Raw genomic sequence first — 18,664 nt, 5'->3', positions numbered from 1 at the left:
CAAAAGTGGGTTTATGTGATGCCAATACAAGAGTTCCTCACCGAAAAGGTTTTATCGCTCTTAGCGATCGATCTCGGGCTTATTATCTTGTTGGCTTGGTTTTTTATCCTACTGCTGATCCTGCGTGAGTTTAGGAAATTTGCGCATGGTTTTACTCGTAATAAAAGTGATAGCGATGAAGACACGCTTCATTTATGCCAACAATCCGTTGAAAATGCGTTGAACTACACCGCAGAGCATAGCTCGACTCTGAATGATTTAATCATCATTCAAAAAGCGCTCGAGCAACAGGTTTCTCTCATCAAAAATTCCTCTTCTCAGGGCATTAGTGCAGAAGATCAGGCTTCAATTGATGAGCTCAATGAGAAATTGAGTAAATCGCATAAGTTGATCCGCAAACTGAAAGGCGATCTCGATAAAAGTGTGAAAGGGCTACGAGTGACTCGTAAAAAACTCTTTGCTCAAGCTGATACCGTTGACAGTTTGAAAGAAGAAAAAGCCACCATCGAAAAAGAGTTTGAACAGTTAGAAGCGGAATACATTAAGATCAGTAAAGCAGGTGATTTCTACGAAATGGCAAAAAATTATCAAGCCGAGAAAAAAGAACTACTAGAGACCATTGAGAAATACAAAGAGCAAGCCAAACAAAGTGGCACTTCTGTCGATGTCGAAGCGATGAAAAAACAGTTGTATCACATCAGTAAAGAAAAAGATTTTATCGAACAACGCTATCTACAGTTACTCGAAGAGGGAAAGAAAGAGTAGCGCTGCCGCCATTTCTGACGGCAAACTGAGACACTTATTTAACGCAAATCACATTGAGTAATGAGGAACCTTTCAGTTGGCTGACTTTACCGTTGGTAAAAAGCCCTTTTTGCGACCATCCCCAATAAGGTAAGTGCATTGGCCATTGGTTACTGTCCATCTGTTTTGAATCCAAAAGGCGTTGCCACTCTTCTTCCGTTACCAAGCGCATCGCCATTTTTTGGCAGGTTTTTTCTGCCACCTCATAGTTTAGGCGGCTCCATGCTAGGCCATGTTCCATATAGAACTGTTCATCACTCGAACGTAAATGAGGCACTACAAACTGCAAACCGTTTGCGGTGGTGCTCAAACGAATTTCAACCGCTGGCGGAACATTAAGAGCTGGCGCTTTGGTTGATGGTTTCGTTGATAATGGCGAACTCGCCATTTCCACTTGTGGTTTCGGTAAAGACTTTTTGGTGATTTGTTTTGCGGCAGACGTTGCTTGAACGGAAGTTGTCTTTTTTATCGGCGAGCTAGACTGCGCGCGCCCTTTGACAACCTCACGAATGAAAGCTTCTTTGTAACCGGGGATTTGCTGGATAAGAGGCAGTTCTTTTTTTACTTGCTCATAATCAGTATAAGGACCGATTAAGCAACGATACGTTTTCGCTTCTGGTTTTAGCCATACATCGGTAGAAATATGGGTATAAAACGCTTTGGCTTTCAGCAAAGATAATGGCTTATTTAACACGCCACACTGAATCCAAAAAGTGGATGATTGCCCTTTGGGCTTTTTCTGTCCCCATAAACCTTGCCCTATTGGGCATGCTTTATCAAGAATGGGCAACTGATCGACAGAAGCTTGAGTCGCATCACAAAGAAAATCTTCCGCCCAAGCGGGTTGAAATAAAGCCAGCGACGCCAACACCGTTAGGCTTGATGTCACACACAGGATCGTTTTCCGCATCAGGGTCATCATATTGAGTCCATATACTTGCTTAATAGTAGTGACAACATTACCGATTCAATGTTCCCTAGTTCAATGGATTTGGGTTGGGTATAACAAAAATACTAGCAAAAAAAGAGCCGCATTTGACGGCGGCTTTTAGTTTAGGGATTTTCTTTAGCAAAAATCAATTGCCACATCACCCTTTGTAAATTTTTGGGTTAAAAACATCGCGTAGCCAGTCACCCAACAGATTGATCACCAACACTAATGTGACGAGTACAAAACCAGGGAAAGCCGTAATCCACCAAGCGCCAGAGAAGATGTAGTTAAAGCCCATGCTAATCAAAGCACCCAATGATGGCTGATCGACTGGCAAACCTAAACCTAGGAAAGAGAGTGCCGCTTCAGACATGATCGCATTGGCAATTTGCACAGTTGAGATAACCAAAATAGGCGATAAACAGTTAGGTAAAATATGGCGAAACATGATGCGTGGCGATTTAAAACCCATCACACGAGCCGCTTCCACATACTCTTTTTTCTTCTCGGCGAGCACTGACGCACGAATTGTCCGCGCGTATTGTGGCCACTCAGCCACGCCGATAATCACCACCAACATCACAACCGCATACTGACTATAAAATTCACTCCCAAAACTGGCTTTGAAAATTGCCGAAACAATGATCGCCACCATCATGGTTGAAAACGATAGCTGTACATCGGCAAAACGCATCAAAAAGCTATCAATACGTCCGCCAAAGTAGCCAGCAGAAAGGCCAATCACGATACCAAGTAGCAACTGTAAACCGACCGCCAAAAAGCCAATCGTCAGTGATAGACGCGAACCATACAGTATGGTCGATAAAATATCGCGCCCTTGCTCATCCGTGCCGAGAACAAAGCGCTCATCGGCTCCGTCCATCCAAGAGGGAGGTAATTCTGCATCCATCAGATCAATCGATGATAGGTCGTACGGGTTACTGGGGGCAATGAGTGGCGCAGCGACAGACAAAGTTAAGAATACCAAAAAGATGACGAAGCTGGTCATCGCCACTTTATCACGCAAGAAATAGTACAAAAAATCAGACTGTTTAAAACGCTCCCAACGAGATGGAGCAGCAGCAAATTGGCTCATGATTAAGCTCCTTTTCCAGTAAGGTTCACAGTCGGGTTAATCAGACCGTATAACAGATCGACAATGGTGTTGGTCACAACAAAAATCAGGCCAACGAATATGACGTAAGCGGTGATCAGCGGAGTATCAACTCGGTTGATCGCTTCAAGGAAAAGAAAGCCCGTACCCGGCCACTGAAAAACAGTCTCGGTTAAGATGGTGTAGGCCACCATAGTCCCAATTTGTACACCGCCGACGGTTAGCACCGGTAACATGGTATTTTTAAGTGCATGTTGGTAGTAAATTTTGTTCAATGCCAAGCCTTTAGCTTTAGCAAATTTGATGTATTCCGAGCTCAGCACTTCCAACATTTCAGAACGCACTAAACGAATAAACAGCGGCAGCATGATCGACGCCAGTGAAACACAAGGCAGCACCAAGTGTGCTAATCCATCAGCCGTGAAAAAGCCAGATTCCCAACCCAACCAATTGGCGGTTTCTCCTCGTCCATACGATGGTAACCAACCTAACGTGATCGAGAAAACATACATCAACATAATCGCAGTTAAGAACACTGGGATAGAAATACCAATACTACTGCCCGCCATCACCACTTTGGTAAAGAAGCTTTTGGGATGAATGGCTGTGTAAACCCCTAATGGAATGGAACAGACAATGATGATTACGGTCGCACCGAGCACAAGCTCTAACGTTGCGATTAATTTATCGAGAATAACGTCTACCGCAGGACGTTTGAAAAAGTAGGACGTGCCTAAATCACCCTGCACCGCGGCCGTAATAAAACGAGTATATTTGGCAATGAAAGGATCATTCAGTCCAAGTTCATCGCGCAGCGCTTGGCGCTCGCTTTCTGAAACAGACTGCCCAACAAGCTCACGCAATGGGTCGCCTAAGTTATCCTGAATGGCAAACGCCACCAGACTGATCACAAACATCACTATCAGTGCCTGAAACAGGCGCTTGACCAGAAACGAAAACATTCCTTGCCCCTTAAACTATCCATGATGGTTCTTTTTAAAATTGAATTAACTTTAATAGGAACGAAAAAATTCAGCCTAAAAAACGACACTCGACCCGACTGAAATAAAGCAAAGTGCAGAGATCTTAATAAGGCATCCAAGCGGATGCCTTGAGTGACTTAAGCGCCGCCCACATTACATGAGCGGCCAACTTAAGTAATTACTCGCTAACGACTAGGTCGCCGAAATAAGGGAATTCCATCGCGTTAACAATCGGTTTGATATCTAAAGTAGATTTCGCACCCCACGCTAGGTTTTGCCAATGCAGTGGAACAAATGCTGCGTCGTTGTACAAAGTCACTTCGACTTTTTGCAGCATCTGTGCACGTTTCGCAGGATCGGTTTCTACGTTTGCCGCTTCAACCAACTTATCCACTTCTGGATTTGAGTAGTGACCACAGTTGTACTGGCCTTTACCACTCTCTTCGTTACGTGTCATGGTTAAGAACTCGGTGAAGTTTGCTGAGTCTTCAGTATCTGAGTGCCAGCCAATCATTAACAGATCCGCGGCGCACTTATCAAACTCAGGCCAATATTGCGCTTTTGGCATGGTTTTAAGATCAACCTTAATACCAATTTTCGACAACATCGCCGCTGCAGCTTGTGCAACTTTCGCATCGTTCACATAACGGTTGTTTGGCGCGATCATGGTGAGCGTCAGCCCTTTCTCATAACCAGCCTCTTTCATCAGCTCTTTCGCTTTTTTCAAATCAAAACGAGGCACAAGGTTCGCGTCATAACCAGAATAACCCGCTGGGCCTTGTTGGCCAGCTGCTGTCGCAAAACCTTTCATGATTTTGTCAACGATACCTTGGTTGTTGATGGCATGAACAATGGCTTGACGCACGCGAACATCTTTCAGTGCTTCATTGCTGTTTTGGTTCATTTGGAAAGTGATGATGCGCGTACCCGGCAAGGTCACAAGATCAATACCTTTGGCTTCTTCCACACGTTTATGATCGTTTGGCGCAACAGGTGCAATCATATCCACATCACCCGAAAGGAGCGCCGCAACACGAGTGGCATCTTCTTTAATCGGTACTAAGGTCAGTTTGTCTACGTTGCCTTTTGATGCGCTATCCCAATAATCTTTAAAGCGTTCAAATTCCACTTTTACGCCTTGTTCGCGGAAAGTCACTCTAAATGGGCCAGTACCAGAAACGTTGGTCGAAGCAAACGAGTTGCCGTGCTTCACAATTTCAGATTTCTCTTTACCATCAGCCGCTTTGCCCGAATAGAACTTGCTGTCCATAGGGAAGATGTAGGTTGCGGTTTGCAGAACCAGCGGATAAGCGCCTTTGGATACGATCTCGACGGTGTAATCATCCACTTTGACCATCTTTTCATACGGTTCAAAAATAGCTTTGAAATCAGGAGAATCTTGTAAACGATCGAACGTCCAGACCACATCGTCTGCCGTCATTTCGTTACCTGAATGGAATTTCACCCCTTTACGCAGCGTAAAACGGAACGTTGTATCATTGACACGTTCCCATTTCTCAGCAAGGCGAGGTTCAAAATCAAATGTCTGGGTGTAACGAACGAGAGGATCAAACACCATGTGAGACATTTGTAGCGTACCACCAGATAGCTGCTCATGCGGGTCAAGTGACACTGGGTCAGCATCATAAGCGACGGTAATATTGGCCGCGCTAGCTGCAAAGCTTAAGCCTGCCGCCATCAAAGCTACTGTTAGTTTGCTTTTCATGGTTTTCATTGCATAACTCCTTATGCGGGAATCCAAATCCCTAGTTGTTGTAATTGCTTCTGTTTATTCATTCCAAGCACGCTTGGTCATGATATCTCTATCTGTAACTTTTTTGGCTTACGCCGTTACTGCATCTTCTCTTAAGCCCGTAAACTCAGGCATTAAAGAAATCAAATGCTGGCTGTATTGGTGTTGAGGTGACTTAAACAACTGCTCTGTAGGGGCGACCTCCAGTAAGGTCCCCATTTGCATGACCCCGACACGATCGCACATTTGGCGGATCACAGGTAAATCATGGCTGATGAACAGCATGGTCAAATTGAGCTCATCTTGCAGATCTTTCAATAGGTTTAAGATCTGCGCTTGCACAGACACGTCGAGCGCGGACGTAGGTTCATCACAAATCAATAAGCGAGGACGCGTGGCGAGTGCGCGAGCAATCGAAATACGTTGACGTTGACCGCCGGAAAACTCGTGCGGATATTTCACTCCCGCCATCTTACCTAGGCCTACGTGCTCTAAAAGATCATGCACAATTTGCCGTGTTTCCGCTTCGCTACGGGTTAATTTATGAAAACGAATCGGCTCGGCAATGATATCGAAAATCTTCATTCTCGGATTCATTGAGGTATAAGGGTTTTGAAACACCATCTGCATCTGGCGGCGCATCGGACGGCGCTCGTTTTCCGATTTCAGCGCAGTAAGATCAATCCCTTCAAAACAGACTTTGCCTGAGTTTGGAGCGTACAGACCCGCAATCACGCGTGCGATGGTTGATTTACCGGAACCTGATTCCCCAACCAAACCAAAAGTTTCCCCTTCAAACACCTCAAAACTGACGTCATTTGAAGCTTGGACATATTCACGGCGACTTTCAAACAATGAGTCTTTGGTCGTAAAGCGTAAATTCACGTTTTCTACTGTCAGCAGTGGGCCTGTGTATTGGCGATTATCTTGGCTCTGACCTAACCAATGGTTTTTAACATCCAGTGGTTTTAACTCACTTGCCTCTTCGATATAGCTCACCAGCGGAAAGCGATCGAGTTTTTTATCTGAGCGAGGAACGGCGGAAATCAAACTGCGCGTATAGGAGTGATCCGGAGCGCCCAACACTTTAGCTGTCGGTCCAAATTCAACCAAGTCACCGCGATACATCACCGCGACGCGATCCGTCACATTCGAGACCACACCCATATCATGGGTGACCAGCATACAACCAACATTGTTTTTAATGCATAGCTCGCGGATGAGGCTCAAGATTTGATCTTGAATAGAAACGTCTAATGCAGTGGTCGGTTCATCGGCAATAATAAGATCAGGTTCACCCGCCAGCGCAATGGCAATCACAACACGTTGACGCATGCCACCAGAGAATTGGTGTGGATACTGCTTCAAACGGTTTTCAGGCTGAGGAATACCCACTTGCTTCATCAAAGAAAGTGCACGCTGATACGCTTCTTCCTCAGTCACTTTCATATTGGCGTGGATGGTTTCTGTCAGTTGATGTTCAACCGTAAATAGTGGATTAAGCGACGTCATTGGGTCTTGAAAAATAAAACCAATTTTAGAGCCGCGAACTTGGCGCATCTGCTCAGGCGATAGGCCTGAAATCTTCTCACCATCTAAGAACACATCGCCACTGGCAATAAGACCGGGTGGGCTCAATAAATCGATAACCGCATTACCTACGGTCGATTTTCCGGCGCCTGATTCTCCCACAACCCCAACAATTTCACCCCGCTCGATATTAAACGAAAGCGATTTCACAGCAACGTGAACACCATGACGCGATGGGTATTCAATACGCAGGTTTTTTACTTCTAAAAGTGACATCCCAGACCTCTACGACTTGGGCAGTGTTGTGCCCTGTCTGTAACTACCTTTGAACAACAAAGCGTTCAAAGCCAGTAAAAATGAATCCATTCATACCAGTACAATATTCTGGTAATTAACAAGGCCATCAATTTGGCAAATATTTCACAGAAAAGCAACATCGATAGGATAAAAAGTCGATATCAAATCAAACCAAAGCAGTAACATCGTATTTTTATGCACCACATATGCATTAATCATTGGTATGACCAATATTCTAGCACGCAGTAATACACCCCAAAACATAGACGTTAAGCCTAAGAAAATGCCAATTTACCATGCATTCTAAAAAAGAATGCAGAATAAAATTTCAAATTATATTGCGGCATATCACGTAACACATTAGAAACAAAAACCAGAATAACCAACAAAATGCCAGACTAAAAACTAATGAAAAGGCAGAAAAGCAGTGAATTCATCTGAACGGAAAATTTAGGGTTTAGCCTTTAAACATGATAATTCACTGACTTAATGAGATAGGAGTCAATAAGAAATCGAACATTGAATAGAGAGAATGGTCTTTCGACTGAGGCTTATTAAGGTGGTCGGTGAAGAGCCCGGTTTTGAAAATCAGACGAACCCCACTTTGGCTCTCATTACCTTGATTAAGGCTCCAAACACCAGATGTTAAAAAGCCCCAGTCTTTCGACTGAGGCTTATTAAGGTGGTCGGTGAAGAGGGATTCGAACCCCCGACCCTCTGGTCCCAAACCAGATGCGCTACCAAGCTGCGCTATTCACCGATATATTTCTTTCTTCTCGACTTTCACCAAGAACGGAAACCGAAGTTACCGAATAATGGGGTGGCTAACGAGACTTGAACTCGCGACAACCGGAATCACAATCCGGGGCTCTACCAACTGAGCTATAGCCACCATCAAACTTTGCAATAACCGCTTGCTTGCCGTTATTTTTCTTTTCATTTTTAACCAATGAGAAGAAAAGAAAAGTGGTCGGTGAAGAGGGATTCGAACCCCCGACCCTCTGGTCCCAAACCAGATGCGCTACCAAGCTGCGCTATTCACCGATACAAATTCATTTTTTGGAATAAACGAGAGAGAACTCTCTGCTCCGCTATTCCTAACATCATGATGCACTATCAAACTAGTCTATTCATCGATGTAAATCTTTTTTCTCGACTTTCACCAAGAAAGGAAACCGAAGTTACCAAATAATGGGGTGGCTAACGAGACTTGAACTCGCGACAACCGGAATCACAATCCGGGGCTCTACCAACTGAGCTATAGCCACCACTGTTTTGCCAATTTGCTACTTATTTACATAAGCATCCGGATGGCGCGCCCGAAAGGATTCGAACCTTCGACCTTTGGCTCCGGAGGCCAACGCTCTATCCAGCTGAGCTACGGGCGCATGCCCTATCGGCGGAGTGGAATAATACGGAGTTCACACTAGGGCGTCTAGTACTTTTTCAACTTTTTTTATCGTTTGACGCCTTTTTCATCAGATAACCATTATTACCTCTATAATAAGGATGTGACTCACCCCTTGAAGATCGCAACTTGTTGTTTATTGCAACAACTTATCGGGATATAATCACCCAATATTTACATTGATTTAACAGCTTGAATGGCTTTTAAATCAGCCACACTCTAAATCTAAGTATAAATAGGTAAGCATGAACTTACCTTTGGAATATAAAGTGAGTTTAATGGATATGTCTCGACGAATCATAAGCGTGTTATTCGCTGCTTTAACCTTTTCTAGTGTTGCATTGGCAACCAGCCAAGCTGAATACGATGCCATTGCTGATCGCATCAAACCTGTAGGTGATGTTTACTTAGCGGGTAGTGAACCCGTTGCGGCAGAGCCGACAGGCCCTCGTGATGGCGCGCAAGTTTATGGTACATTCTGTATCGCTTGCCACTCTACAGGCATCAGTGGCGCACCTAAAATTGGCAATGCTGAAGAGTGGGCTCCACGTATCGCCCAAGGTAAAGATGTATTGAAAAATCATGCACTGCAAGGCTTTAATGCCATGCCAGCTAAAGGAACCTGTATGGATTGCTCTGACGACGAAATCGTTGCCGCCATTGATCATATGATTGCAGGTCTTTAATACATTAACCCCTATAAAACAAAGGATTGGCTTTAATTCCAAACCTTTGTTTTTATTATTTTTTAAGCACTATTTCTTAAACATGGCAGCGCGCAAATTGGCAATATGACTTTGTCCTTTCGCCATTCGCTCTTCTTGACTTACTGGCTTTTTACTCTGTTCCCACTCAACATCGTCAAAGGGTAATTCATCCAAAAAACGACTTTGTGTGGGTTTAAGCAGTTCCCCGTATTGACGACGTTCTTTACACATAGTAAAAGTCAGTTCTCGCTGCGCGCGAGTTATCCCGACATACATCAAACGACGCTCTTCTTCGACGTTGTCCTCATCGATACTGGTTTGATGAGGAAGAATACCTTCTTCAGTGCCAATCAAATAAACGTAAGGAAATTCAAGGCCTTTCGATGCATGCAGTGTCATCAACTGAACGGCATCACTCTCATCCTCTTCTTCACTTCGCTCCATCATGTCGCGTAGGGTTAAGCGCTGTACAACTTCTTTGAGTGATTTTTCTTGTTGGTCATAGTTGTCACCTTCAAGGTCGGCCACAATCCAAGAATAGAGATCAGAAACGTTTTTCATACGCATTTCGGCCGCTTTGGGGCTAGAAGAGGTTTCATACAGCCAATCTTCATAATGAATATCTCGGATTAACGATCGCACCGCTTCAACGGTATTGCCTCGTTCAGCTTGATCTGAGATAGCTACTAACCATTGCGTAAACTGACGCAAGTTGTCGAGCCCTCTTCCAGACAAATGATGCTCTAAGCCAAGTTCAAAACTGGCCGAAAACAAGCTTTTGCCACGCATATTGGCGTAACTACCCAATTTCTCTAACGTGACTGGGCCAATTTCTCGTTTTGGCGTGTTCACAATGCGTAAAAAAGCATTGTCATCGTCAGGATTCACCAATACTTTGAGGTAAGCCATGATGTCTTTAATTTCGGCTCTGGCAAAAAATGACGTTCCACCGGATAACTTATAAGGCACGCGGTTTTGCAGCAGCGATTTTTCAATTAAGCGTGACTGATGATTACCGCGGTACAATATCGCGTAATCACGATATTCGGTGCGATTGAGAAATTTATGCGCAATCAGTTCACCAGTGACCCGCTCCGCTTCATGATCTTCATTTTTCGCTAGCAAAACTTTGAGTTTTTCACCCTCAGGGATCTCAGAAAAAAGCGTTTTCTCATACACGTGTGGGTTGTTAGCAATCAGAATATTGGCCGCTCTCAAAATACGGCTGGTTGAACGGTAGTTCTGCTCAAGCTTAATCAGTTTAAGATTTGGGTAATCTTGCCCCAGCAACACGAGGTTTTGCGGTTTCGCCCCTCGCCAAGAATAGATGGATTGATCATCATCACCCACCACGGTTAAACGGCCACGTTCTCCAACCAACAGTTTCACTAACTCGTATTGACTGGTATTGGTATCTTGATATTCATCCACCAGCAAGTAGCGAATGCGATTTTGCCAACGCTGACGAACTTCGGCGTTGTTTTGCAATAACAGCACCGGCATTAAAATAAGATCATCAAAATCGAGCGCGTTATACGCTTTCATTTGCTTTTGATAAAGATCGAAGCAGTAAGCGAACAGCTGTTGTTGTTCACCTTGAGCAAAACCTTTCGCTTGCTCTGGCGTCAACATGTCGTTCTTCCAGTTGGAGATGGTGCTGAGCAATTGGCGCAGCAGATCTTTATCGCCCTCGAGCTGTTTCTCTGTCAACTCTTTGAGCAGCGCAAGCTGGTCTTGGTCGTCAAACAGAGAGAACCCCGCTTTCAAGCCCAAAAATTTATATTCCCGACGGATAATATTGAGGCCTAAAGTATGAAATGTGGAAACGAGCAGCCCTTTTGACTCAGCTTTTCCAAGCGTTTGTGCTACCCGCGCCTTCATTTCTCGAGCGGCTTTGTTAGTAAATGTAACGGCAGCAATGTTGCGCGCTTTATAATCACACTGTTGAACCAAGTAAGCGATCTTGTTGGTAATTACGCGCGTTTTACCCGAGCCAGCCCCCGCCAATACTAGACATGGGCCCGATACATATTTGACGGCTTCGTCTTGTCTTGGATTCAGCTTCATGAGGTACTCGTATCACTTTTATTTGGGCCGTCTATGATAATGCCGCGCTTTACTGATTACTACGTCATTCACCATAAGATTTTTGTCATTTTACTACACTAGTGTATTGCATAAGGGGCTATAGTTTGGTCTATAATGAATGAACGTTCATTCACTGTGGGATGTCAGCATGTCTAACTGTATTCACGTGGATAAGTACCAGCAGATATTGGTGGCCGCTGAAAAGCTGATCGCTGAATCTGGATTTCAAGGCTTATCGATGCACAAATTAGCCAAAGAAGCCGGTGTCGCAACGGGAACAATTTACCGTTACTTTGATGACAAAGATCATCTTCTCGTGACAGTTCGCTTACACGTTTGTCAGCACATTGCTGACGCGGTGCAAGCCAATATTGATGATGAGATGCCTTTGAAAGAACGCTTTAAAATGATGTGGCTTAATATCTGGGAATTAGCACAATCAAGCAGTGCAACACTCAGCAACCGAGTTCAATATGAATCATTGCCAACAACAATCAGTTGCAATGTTAAGGAACTTGAGCGAAAAATGTTTGCCAAAGTGGATTTACTATTTGATCAAGGTAAAGAGCAGGGATTATTCAAGCCGTTGGATAACCAGATTTTGTCTGCTTTAAGCTTCGAAACAACGGTCGCCCTTGCCCGTAAAAAAGCGATGGAATGTTATCAACTGGATGACAGCGCACTCAGTGCTGTGATTGACGCCAGTTGGGATGCAATTACTCAACACTAACTTGGAGTTCTGACTAGAATGAAAAAGTGGACATTCTTTATGTTACTTATCGCCTTCCTACTGTTTGGTAGCGTGATAGGTTTTAATCTGTTTAAACAACAAAAAATTGCCGAATTCATGGCCAACCGTCCTGAACCTGAATTTCCAGTGACAGTGACTGATGTAACTCCTGTTGATTGGATCCCAGTGATTGAAGCGATTGGTTTTATTGAACCCAATCAAGGCGTGACACTGACATCTGAAACCAGCGGCGTGATCGATAAGATTTCATTTGAATCAGGGACACAAGTTGAGGAAGACCAACCTTTAGTTTTACTTGATTCTGCGGTTGAGAAAGCTAATTTAAAAAGCTCACAAGCTCGCCTACCTGCTGCAAAAGCGAAATACGAACGCTATAAAGGTCTATTCGCTAAAGGGTCGATTTCAAAAGAAGCTTATGATGAAGCCGAAGCAAACTACTACTCTTTGTCTGCAGATATTGAAAGTTTAAAAGCTTCCATTGATCGTCGTGAAATCAAAGCTCCCTTTGCTGGTGTGGTGGGTATCCGTAATGTGTATTTAGGCCAATACCTACAGCCAGGCACCGATATTGTTCGCTTGGAAGATACCAGTGTAATGCGTCTGCGCTTTACCGTTCCACAAACGGATATTTCACGTATTTCATTAGGCCAGCAAGTAGATATTTTTATCGATGCTTATCCTAATGCAGCGTTTACAGGATCCATTACTGCGATTGAGCCTGCCGTTAGCGTTCAAAGTGGTTTAATCCAAGTGCAAGCCGATATTCCAAATAGTGACGGTAAACTACGCAGCGGTATGTTTGCTCGTGCCAACATCATCCTGCCGAAATTAGAAAACCAAGTCACGCTTCCTCAAACCGCCATTACCTTCACCCTGTATGGTGATAATGTTTACGTGTTGAAAGAAGAAGATGGCGTTAAACGAGTAGAGCAGCGCGTTGTAAAAGTAGGTGAACGCAAAGGTGCTGTGGCGCATATTTTAGAGGGCGTACAAGATGGAGACATCGTGGTCACTTCAGGTCAAGTGCGCTTAAGTAACCATTCGAAAGTTCGGGTAGTCGAAAGTAATGCGACTACACCACCTGCTGAAACACCGATGCTGTAATTGGAGGAATCATGCGTTTTACTGATGTTTTTATAAAACGTCCAGTGCTCGCGGTATCGATCAGCTTTTTGATAGCTCTGCTTGGTTTTCAAGCTATTTTCAAAATGCAGGTTCGTGAATACCCTGAAATGACGAATACCGTTGTTACAGTGAGTACAGGCTATTACGGTGCAAGTGCCGACTTAATCCAAGGTTTTATCACTCAACCTTTGGAACAAGCAGTCGCACAAGCCGACAACATTGATTATATGACTTCTTCTTCGGTATTGGGTAAATCAACGATTACCGTAACGATGAAGCTCAATACCGATCCCAACGCTGCACTTTCAGATGTGTTAGCAAAAACGAACTCGGTACGCTCACAGCTTCCTAAAGAGGCCGAAGATCCGACGGTAACTATGTCTACCGGCTCAACCACCGCGGTGCTGTATATTGGTTTCACTAGTGATGAACTTAGTTCAAGCCAAATTACTGACTATCTTGAGCGTGTATTTAACCCTCAAATATTCACCGTCAACGGCGTCTCTAAGATTGACTTGTATGGTGGCATGAAATACGCCCTTCGTATTTGGCTTGATCCAGCAAAAATGGCAGGACTACAGCTCACTGCGGGCGATGTGATGAACGTGCTGAATGCCAACAACTATCAATCAGCAACAGGACAAGCCACTGGCGAATTCGTGCTGTATAACGGTAGTGCCGATACGCAAGTGTCAAATGTCGATGAGCTGAAAAACCTGGTGGTTAAAACGGGCGACGGCAATGTTATTCGCCTAGGTGATATTGCAAACGTCACGCTAGAAAAAAGCCATGATGTTTACCGCGCAAGTGCAAACGGCCGAGAAGCGGTTGTAGCAGCCATCAACGCAGCACCTAGCGCAAACCCAATCAACATTGCTCAAGATGTGCTGGATCTATTACCGCAGTTAAAGCGTAATCTACCAAGTAACATCGAAATGAACGTGATGTATGACTCCACGGTGGCGATCAATGAATCGATCCACGAGGTCATAAAAACCATCGCTGAAGCCGCCTTGATCGTACTTGTCGTCATTACTCTATTCCTAGGCTCTTTACGTGCCGTTATCATCCCGATTGTTACCATTCCACTCTCCTTAGTTGGTGTTGCTATGGTAATGCAGGGAATGGGCTTCTCATGGAACTTGATGACACTGCTAGCGATGGTATTGGCTATCGGCCTTGTGGTGGATGATGCAATCGTTGTACTAGAAAACGTTGACCGCCACATTAAGCTGGGTGAATCACCATTTCGTGCCGCGATTATTGGTACTCGTGAAATCGCCGTTCCGGTAATTGCGATGACGCTGACACTGGGCGCCGTTTATGCACCGATAGCGATGATGGGTGGCATAACAGGCTCACTCTTTAAAGAGTTTGCACTCACACTGGCTGGTGCTGTATTTGTTTCAGGTATTGTTGCACTGACACTTTCACCCATGATGTGTTCTAAAATGCTTAAAGCGCACGAAGAGCCCAACAAGTTTGAACAAAAAGTGCATGGATTGCTTGATTCAATGAGTAACCGCTACGCGAAATTACTCGAGAAAGTAATGCAGCGCCGTCCTGTCGTGATTGCCTTTGCGGTGATCGTGTTTGCCAGCCTGCCTATGCTGTTCAAATTCATTCCAAGTGAGCTTGCCCCTTCTGAAGATAAAGGCGTGGTCATGTTAATTGGTACGGGTTCCTCGAATGCGAACTTGGACTATTTACAAAACACCATGAATGACGTGAATACGATTCTGTCTGAACAGCCAGAAGTTCAGTTTGCTCAAGTCTTTACCGGTGTTCCAAGCTCCAACCAAGCGTTTGGTATTGCCTCAATGGTACCTTGGAGTGAACGCCAGGCAAGCCAAGCTGAGGTTGCTACTCGAGTCGGCACCTTAGTGCAAGATATTCCAGGCATGGCCGTGACGGCCTTCCAAATGCCTGAACTTCCCGGTGCAGGCTCTGGATTGCCAATTCAATTTGTCATCACTACACCCAATAGCTTTGAAAGTTTGTTTGCTATTGCCACTGAAGTGCTAACAGAAGTGAAAGCAAGCCCGATGTTTGTGTACTCCGATTTAGACCTCAATTACGATTCTGCGACGATGAAAATTAATATCGACAAAGATAAAGCTGGGGTTTATGGCATCACGATGAAGGATATTGGCACGACATTAGGGACCATGATGGCGGATGGCTATGTCAACCGCATCGATCTCAATGGCCGCTCTTATGAAGTGATCCCGCAGGTTGAACGTAAATATCGCCTCAACCCTGAATCGATGAATCACTACTTTGTGCGTGCCGTTGACGGAAAAATGATCCCATTAGGGAGCCTAATTACCATTGATGTGATTGCAGAGCCGCGCTCACTGCCGCACTTTAACCAGCTAAACTCGGCAACCGTCGGAAGTGTACCGGGCCCAGGAGTTGCAATGGGTGATGCGATTACGTGGTTTGAGGATGTTGCCGCGACTAAACTGCCCGCAGGCTACAACCACGATTATATGGGTGAAGCACGTCAATACGTGACTGAGGGAAGCGCACTCTACGCGACCTTTGGTTTGGCACTCGCCATCATCTTCTTGGTACTGGCGATTCAATTTGAGTCGTTAAAAGATCCATTGGTTATCATGGTATCTGTACCTCTCGCCATTTGCGGAGCATTAATTGCATTGGCTTGGGGCGCAGCAACCATGAACATCTACTCGCAAGTAGGGTTGATTACACTGGTTGGTCTTATCACCAAGCACGGTATTCTTATTTGTGAAGTGGCGAAAGAAGAGCAGCTACACCATAACAAGTCTCGCATCGAAGCGGTGATGGAGGCAGCTAAAGTGCGTCTTCGCCCAATTCTAATGACGACAGCAGCGATGATTGCAGGTTTGATCCCGTTGATGTACGCAACGGGTGCAGGTGCAGCTCAGCGCTTTAGTATTGGTATTGTGATTGTGGCAGGTCTTGCGATTGGTACACTATTTACGCTATTCGTACTGCCTGTGATTTACAGCTATCTAGCCGAAAAACATAAGCCACTGCCTGTGTTTGTTGAGGATAAAGACCTCGAAAAGCTAGCCAGAGTTGACGAGGCCAAAGCAGCACAACGCCGACTCGCTGAAAATAAATAACACCATATAATTAAGACTGCTTCAAAAAAGGCCACCTCAGTGGCCTTTTTCTTACCTTGAATAACGACATTCTCAGCTCAATTGCTTAGAATGGAGACAAACTGACAGGAGTGTAAGCCGCTATGTTTGATCCTAAAAAACTTGAGCAAATTGCCAAACAAATTCACGATTCAATGCCTCAACCCGTAAAAGATTTGGGTGCCGACGTTGATCAAAAAATCCGCCAAGTGATCCAAGGCCAATTAAATAAATTGGACGTGGTGAGCCGTGAAGAATTTGATGTACAGACTCAAGTATTGATGCGTACTCGCCAAAAGCTCACTGAAATGGAGCAAAAATTGGCCGAGCTAGAAGCGAAAATCACCACCAAATAATATTGCCCGGTGAGATAAAAATTTCCCAATAAAAAAGGCTTGGTCAACGGCGACCAAGCCTTTTGTTTTATATTGTGTTTGCTTTTGTATTTATTCTCTCCAGTCAGTCTGGAGCTTTACGTCATCATTCTCGTCATTGAAAAGGGGCGAACTCTCGGCCCCTTCTTAACCACCGGAAGGTGAATTAGCCTTTAGCCACCGACAGCGATGCGTTTCATATCTGTCATGTAACCGCGCAACTCTTCACCGATGTACTCAACCGGATGGTTGCGAAGAATTTCGTTAACTTCAATCAAGGTCGCGTTATCAACGAAATTCGAGCTTTCACCAAGGCCTTTACCAATCACATCAGTAGATACTTTTGGCATGAACTTTTCGCGCAGTAACGGTGTTGCGACATTGGCAAACAGGTAATTACCATACTCTGCCGTATCAGAAATAACCACGTTCATTTCATACAAACGCTTACGTGCTACTGTGTTGGCAATCAGTGGCAACTCATGCAGGGATTCATAGTAAGCTGACTCTTCAACAATACCGGAGGCCGTCATAGCTTCAAATGCCAGCTCAACCCCAGCGCGAACCATGGCAATCATCAAAATACCTTTGTCGAAGTACTCTTGCTCAGTGATCTGTACATCAGACTGTGGGTAGTTTTCAAACGCAGTTTCACCGGTTTCAGCACGCCAACCCAGTAAATCAGCATCATCGTTGGCCCAGTCAGCCATCATAGTGCTAGAGAAATGACCAGAAATAATGTCATCCATATGTTTGTTGTACAGTGGGCGCATCAAGTCTTTAAGCTCTTCAGACAGCTCAAACGCTTTGATTTTTGCTGGGTTTGATAGGCGATCCATCATGTGAGTGATGCCACCAAATTTCAGCGCTTCGGTTACCGTTTCCCAACCGTATTGCAGCAGTTTACCTGCGTAACCTGGGTCAATACCTTCTGCTACCATCTTCTCATAGCACACAATCGAACCCGCTTGTAGCATGCCACACAAGATGGTTTGCTCGCCCATAAGGTCCGATTTTACTTCGGCAACGAAAGAGGATTCCAAACAGCCAGCACGATGACCGCCCGTTCCCGCCGCCCAAGCTTTTGCGATATCCCAACCTTCACCTTGAGGGTCATTTTCTGGGTGAACAGCAAGCAAAGTCGGCACGCCGAAACCACGCTTATACTCTTCACGCACTTCGGTTCCCGGGCACTTAGGCGCCACCATCACAACCGTGATGTCTTTACGGATCTGCATCCCTTCTTCAACCACGTTAAAACCGTGAGAATACCCTAATGCTGCACCTTTTTTCATCAGCGGCATGATGGTTTCGACAACATTGCTGTGCTGTTTATCTGGCGTTAGGTTAATGACCAAGTCTGCTTGAGGGATGAGCGTTTCATAGCTACCCACTTCAAAACCATTCTCTTTAGCATTTTTATAGGACTGACGCTGTTCGTCGATCGCCGCTTGACGCAATGCATAAGAGACATCAAGGCCAGAGTCTCGTAAATTTAGACCTTGGTTTAAACCTTGCGCACCACAACCGACAATCACCACTTTCTTACCTTTGAGGTACTCGGCTTCGCTTTCAAACTCAGAGCGATCCATAAAGCGGCAACGACCAAGTTGGTCAAGTTGTTGGCGTAGATTTAGGGTATTGAAATAGTTAGCCATGTTAGCGCTC

13 protein-coding genes and 5 tRNA genes are annotated in these 18,664 nt (G+C 44.9%); 6 read left to right on the top strand and 12 right to left on the bottom strand.

Translation table 11 applies throughout. The annotated features are described in order from the left end of the window. Positions 1 to 15: 15 nt before the first annotated feature. Complete coding sequence (locus tag AACT42_RS19345; protein ID WP_094133995.1) at positions 16 to 765, top strand: chromosome partitioning protein ParA; 750 nt, start codon at positions 16 to 18, stop codon at positions 763 to 765. A 34-nt stretch (positions 766 to 799) separates the two neighbouring features. Here the strand turns inward: AACT42_RS19345 and AACT42_RS19340 are convergent, their stop codons facing one another. From AACT42_RS19340 to AACT42_RS19295, 10 genes are all read right to left on the bottom strand, one after another. Beyond that, the gene (locus tag AACT42_RS19340) at positions 800 to 1,726 is read right to left on the bottom strand and encodes an SPOR domain-containing protein (RefSeq protein WP_094133996.1); all 927 of its coding nucleotides are present in this window, start codon (positions 1,724 to 1,726) and stop codon (positions 800 to 802) included. Between the two features lie 166 nt (positions 1,727 to 1,892). Then, on the bottom strand, positions 1,893 to 2,831 hold the full coding sequence (locus tag AACT42_RS19335; protein ID WP_010319654.1) for an ABC transporter permease: 939 nt from the start codon (positions 2,829 to 2,831) through the stop codon (positions 1,893 to 1,895). Between the two features lie 2 nt (positions 2,832 to 2,833). After that, complete coding sequence (locus tag AACT42_RS19330; protein ID WP_013855660.1) at positions 2,834 to 3,811, bottom strand: ABC transporter permease; 978 nt, start codon at positions 3,809 to 3,811, stop codon at positions 2,834 to 2,836. 199 nt (positions 3,812 to 4,010) lie between these two features. Beyond that, the gene (locus AACT42_RS19325) at positions 4,011 to 5,567 is read right to left on the bottom strand and encodes an ABC transporter substrate-binding protein (RefSeq protein ID WP_026027967.1); all 1,557 of its coding nucleotides are present in this window, start codon (positions 5,565 to 5,567) and stop codon (positions 4,011 to 4,013) included. A gap of 108 nt (positions 5,568 to 5,675) precedes the next feature. After that, on the bottom strand, positions 5,676 to 7,391 hold the full coding sequence (locus tag AACT42_RS19320) for a dipeptide ABC transporter ATP-binding protein (protein ID WP_047688450.1): 1,716 nt from the start codon (positions 7,389 to 7,391) through the stop codon (positions 5,676 to 5,678). Positions 7,392 to 8,095: 704 nt separating this feature from the next. Beyond that, positions 8,096 to 8,172: transfer RNA gene (locus tag AACT42_RS19315), tRNA-Pro, on the bottom strand. 56 nt (positions 8,173 to 8,228) lie between these two features. Continuing rightward, positions 8,229 to 8,304 (bottom strand) — tRNA-His (locus tag AACT42_RS19310). A gap of 75 nt (positions 8,305 to 8,379) precedes the next feature. After that, positions 8,380 to 8,456: transfer RNA gene (locus AACT42_RS19305), tRNA-Pro, on the bottom strand. Between the two features lie 148 nt (positions 8,457 to 8,604). Beyond that, positions 8,605 to 8,680 (bottom strand) — tRNA-His (locus AACT42_RS19300). Between the two features lie 43 nt (positions 8,681 to 8,723). Continuing rightward, a tRNA-Arg gene (locus AACT42_RS19295) sits at positions 8,724 to 8,800 on the bottom strand. Positions 8,801 to 9,098: 298 nt separating this feature from the next. Here AACT42_RS19295 and AACT42_RS19290 point away from each other — a divergent pair. Beyond that, a complete protein-coding gene (locus AACT42_RS19290; protein WP_094133997.1) occupies positions 9,099 to 9,506 on the top strand; it encodes a c-type cytochrome in 408 nt (135 codons plus the stop codon). A 69-nt stretch (positions 9,507 to 9,575) separates the two neighbouring features. On the opposite strand, the gene rep is transcribed toward AACT42_RS19290, so the two are convergent. Next, the gene (rep, locus tag AACT42_RS19285) at positions 9,576 to 11,594 is read right to left on the bottom strand and encodes a DNA helicase Rep (protein WP_094133998.1); all 2,019 of its coding nucleotides are present in this window, start codon (positions 11,592 to 11,594) and stop codon (positions 9,576 to 9,578) included. A 139-nt stretch (positions 11,595 to 11,733) separates the two neighbouring features. Between rep and AACT42_RS19280 the strand changes: the two genes are divergently transcribed. The 4 genes from AACT42_RS19280 to ubiK all read left to right on the top strand — a co-directional run bounded on the left by AACT42_RS19280 (position 11,734) and on the right by ubiK (position 16,978). After that, a complete protein-coding gene (locus AACT42_RS19280; RefSeq protein WP_013855653.1) occupies positions 11,734 to 12,345 on the top strand; it encodes a TetR/AcrR family transcriptional regulator in 612 nt (203 codons plus the stop codon). An 18-nt stretch (positions 12,346 to 12,363) separates the two neighbouring features. Beyond that, positions 12,364 to 13,470, top strand: coding sequence for an efflux RND transporter periplasmic adaptor subunit (locus AACT42_RS19275; RefSeq protein WP_017042454.1), 1,107 nt, complete (start codon positions 12,364 to 12,366; stop codon positions 13,468 to 13,470). Between the two features lie 11 nt (positions 13,471 to 13,481). Continuing rightward, positions 13,482 to 16,604: a multidrug efflux RND transporter permease subunit gene (locus tag AACT42_RS19270; RefSeq protein WP_013855651.1), complete on the top strand. Its 3,123-nt coding sequence runs from the start codon at positions 13,482 to 13,484 to the stop codon at positions 16,602 to 16,604. A 122-nt stretch (positions 16,605 to 16,726) separates the two neighbouring features. Further along, the gene (ubiK, locus tag AACT42_RS19265; RefSeq protein ID WP_064626069.1) at positions 16,727 to 16,978 is read left to right on the top strand and encodes a ubiquinone biosynthesis accessory factor UbiK; all 252 of its coding nucleotides are present in this window, start codon (positions 16,727 to 16,729) and stop codon (positions 16,976 to 16,978) included. 191 nt (positions 16,979 to 17,169) lie between these two features. On the opposite strand, the gene ilvC is transcribed toward ubiK, so the two are convergent. Then, positions 17,170 to 18,654 (bottom strand): ketol-acid reductoisomerase, encoded by a 1,485-nt coding sequence (gene ilvC / locus AACT42_RS19260; RefSeq protein ID WP_013855650.1) that lies wholly within the window; start codon positions 18,652 to 18,654, stop codon positions 17,170 to 17,172. Positions 18,655 to 18,664 lie beyond the last annotated feature (10 nt).

Origin of the sequence: Vibrio sp. V15_P4S5T153, from assembly GCF_963874485.1 — a bacterium.
Lineage (GTDB): Bacteria > Pseudomonadota > Gammaproteobacteria > Enterobacterales > Vibrionaceae > Vibrio > Vibrio anguillarum.
The sequence above is the reverse complement of the archived record's forward strand: the minus strand, read 5'-3'. Positions and strand labels throughout refer to the sequence as shown.

What these genes read in the sequence shown, in the direction of transcription:
- AACT42_RS19320 (WP_047688450.1), bottom strand. Translation starts at nt 7,391, where the DNA reads ATGTCACTTTTAGAAGTAAAAAACCTGCGTATTGAATACCCATCGCGT.
- AACT42_RS19340 (WP_094133996.1), bottom strand. Translation starts at nt 1,726, where the DNA reads ATGATGACCCTGATGCGGAAAACGATCCTGTGTGTGACATCAAGCCTA.
- ubiK (WP_064626069.1), top strand. Translation starts at nt 16,727, where the DNA reads ATGTTTGATCCTAAAAAACTTGAGCAAATTGCCAAACAAATTCACGAT.
- AACT42_RS19280 (WP_013855653.1), top strand. Translation starts at nt 11,734, where the DNA reads ATGAACGTTCATTCACTGTGGGATGTCAGCATGTCTAACTGTATTCAC.
- AACT42_RS19325 (WP_026027967.1), bottom strand. Translation starts at nt 5,567, where the DNA reads ATGAAAACCATGAAAAGCAAACTAACAGTAGCTTTGATGGCGGCAGGC.
- AACT42_RS19275 (WP_017042454.1), top strand. Translation starts at nt 12,364, where the DNA reads ATGAAAAAGTGGACATTCTTTATGTTACTTATCGCCTTCCTACTGTTT.
- rep (WP_094133998.1), bottom strand. Translation starts at nt 11,594, where the DNA reads ATGAAGCTGAATCCAAGACAAGACGAAGCCGTCAAATATGTATCGGGC.
- AACT42_RS19330 (WP_013855660.1), bottom strand. Translation starts at nt 3,811, where the DNA reads ATGTTTTCGTTTCTGGTCAAGCGCCTGTTTCAGGCACTGATAGTGATG.
- AACT42_RS19290 (WP_094133997.1), top strand. Translation starts at nt 9,099, where the DNA reads ATGGATATGTCTCGACGAATCATAAGCGTGTTATTCGCTGCTTTAACC.
- ilvC (WP_013855650.1), bottom strand. Translation starts at nt 18,654, where the DNA reads ATGGCTAACTATTTCAATACCCTAAATCTACGCCAACAACTTGACCAA.
- AACT42_RS19270 (WP_013855651.1), top strand. Translation starts at nt 13,482, where the DNA reads ATGCGTTTTACTGATGTTTTTATAAAACGTCCAGTGCTCGCGGTATCG.
- AACT42_RS19335 (WP_010319654.1), bottom strand. Translation starts at nt 2,831, where the DNA reads ATGAGCCAATTTGCTGCTGCTCCATCTCGTTGGGAGCGTTTTAAACAG.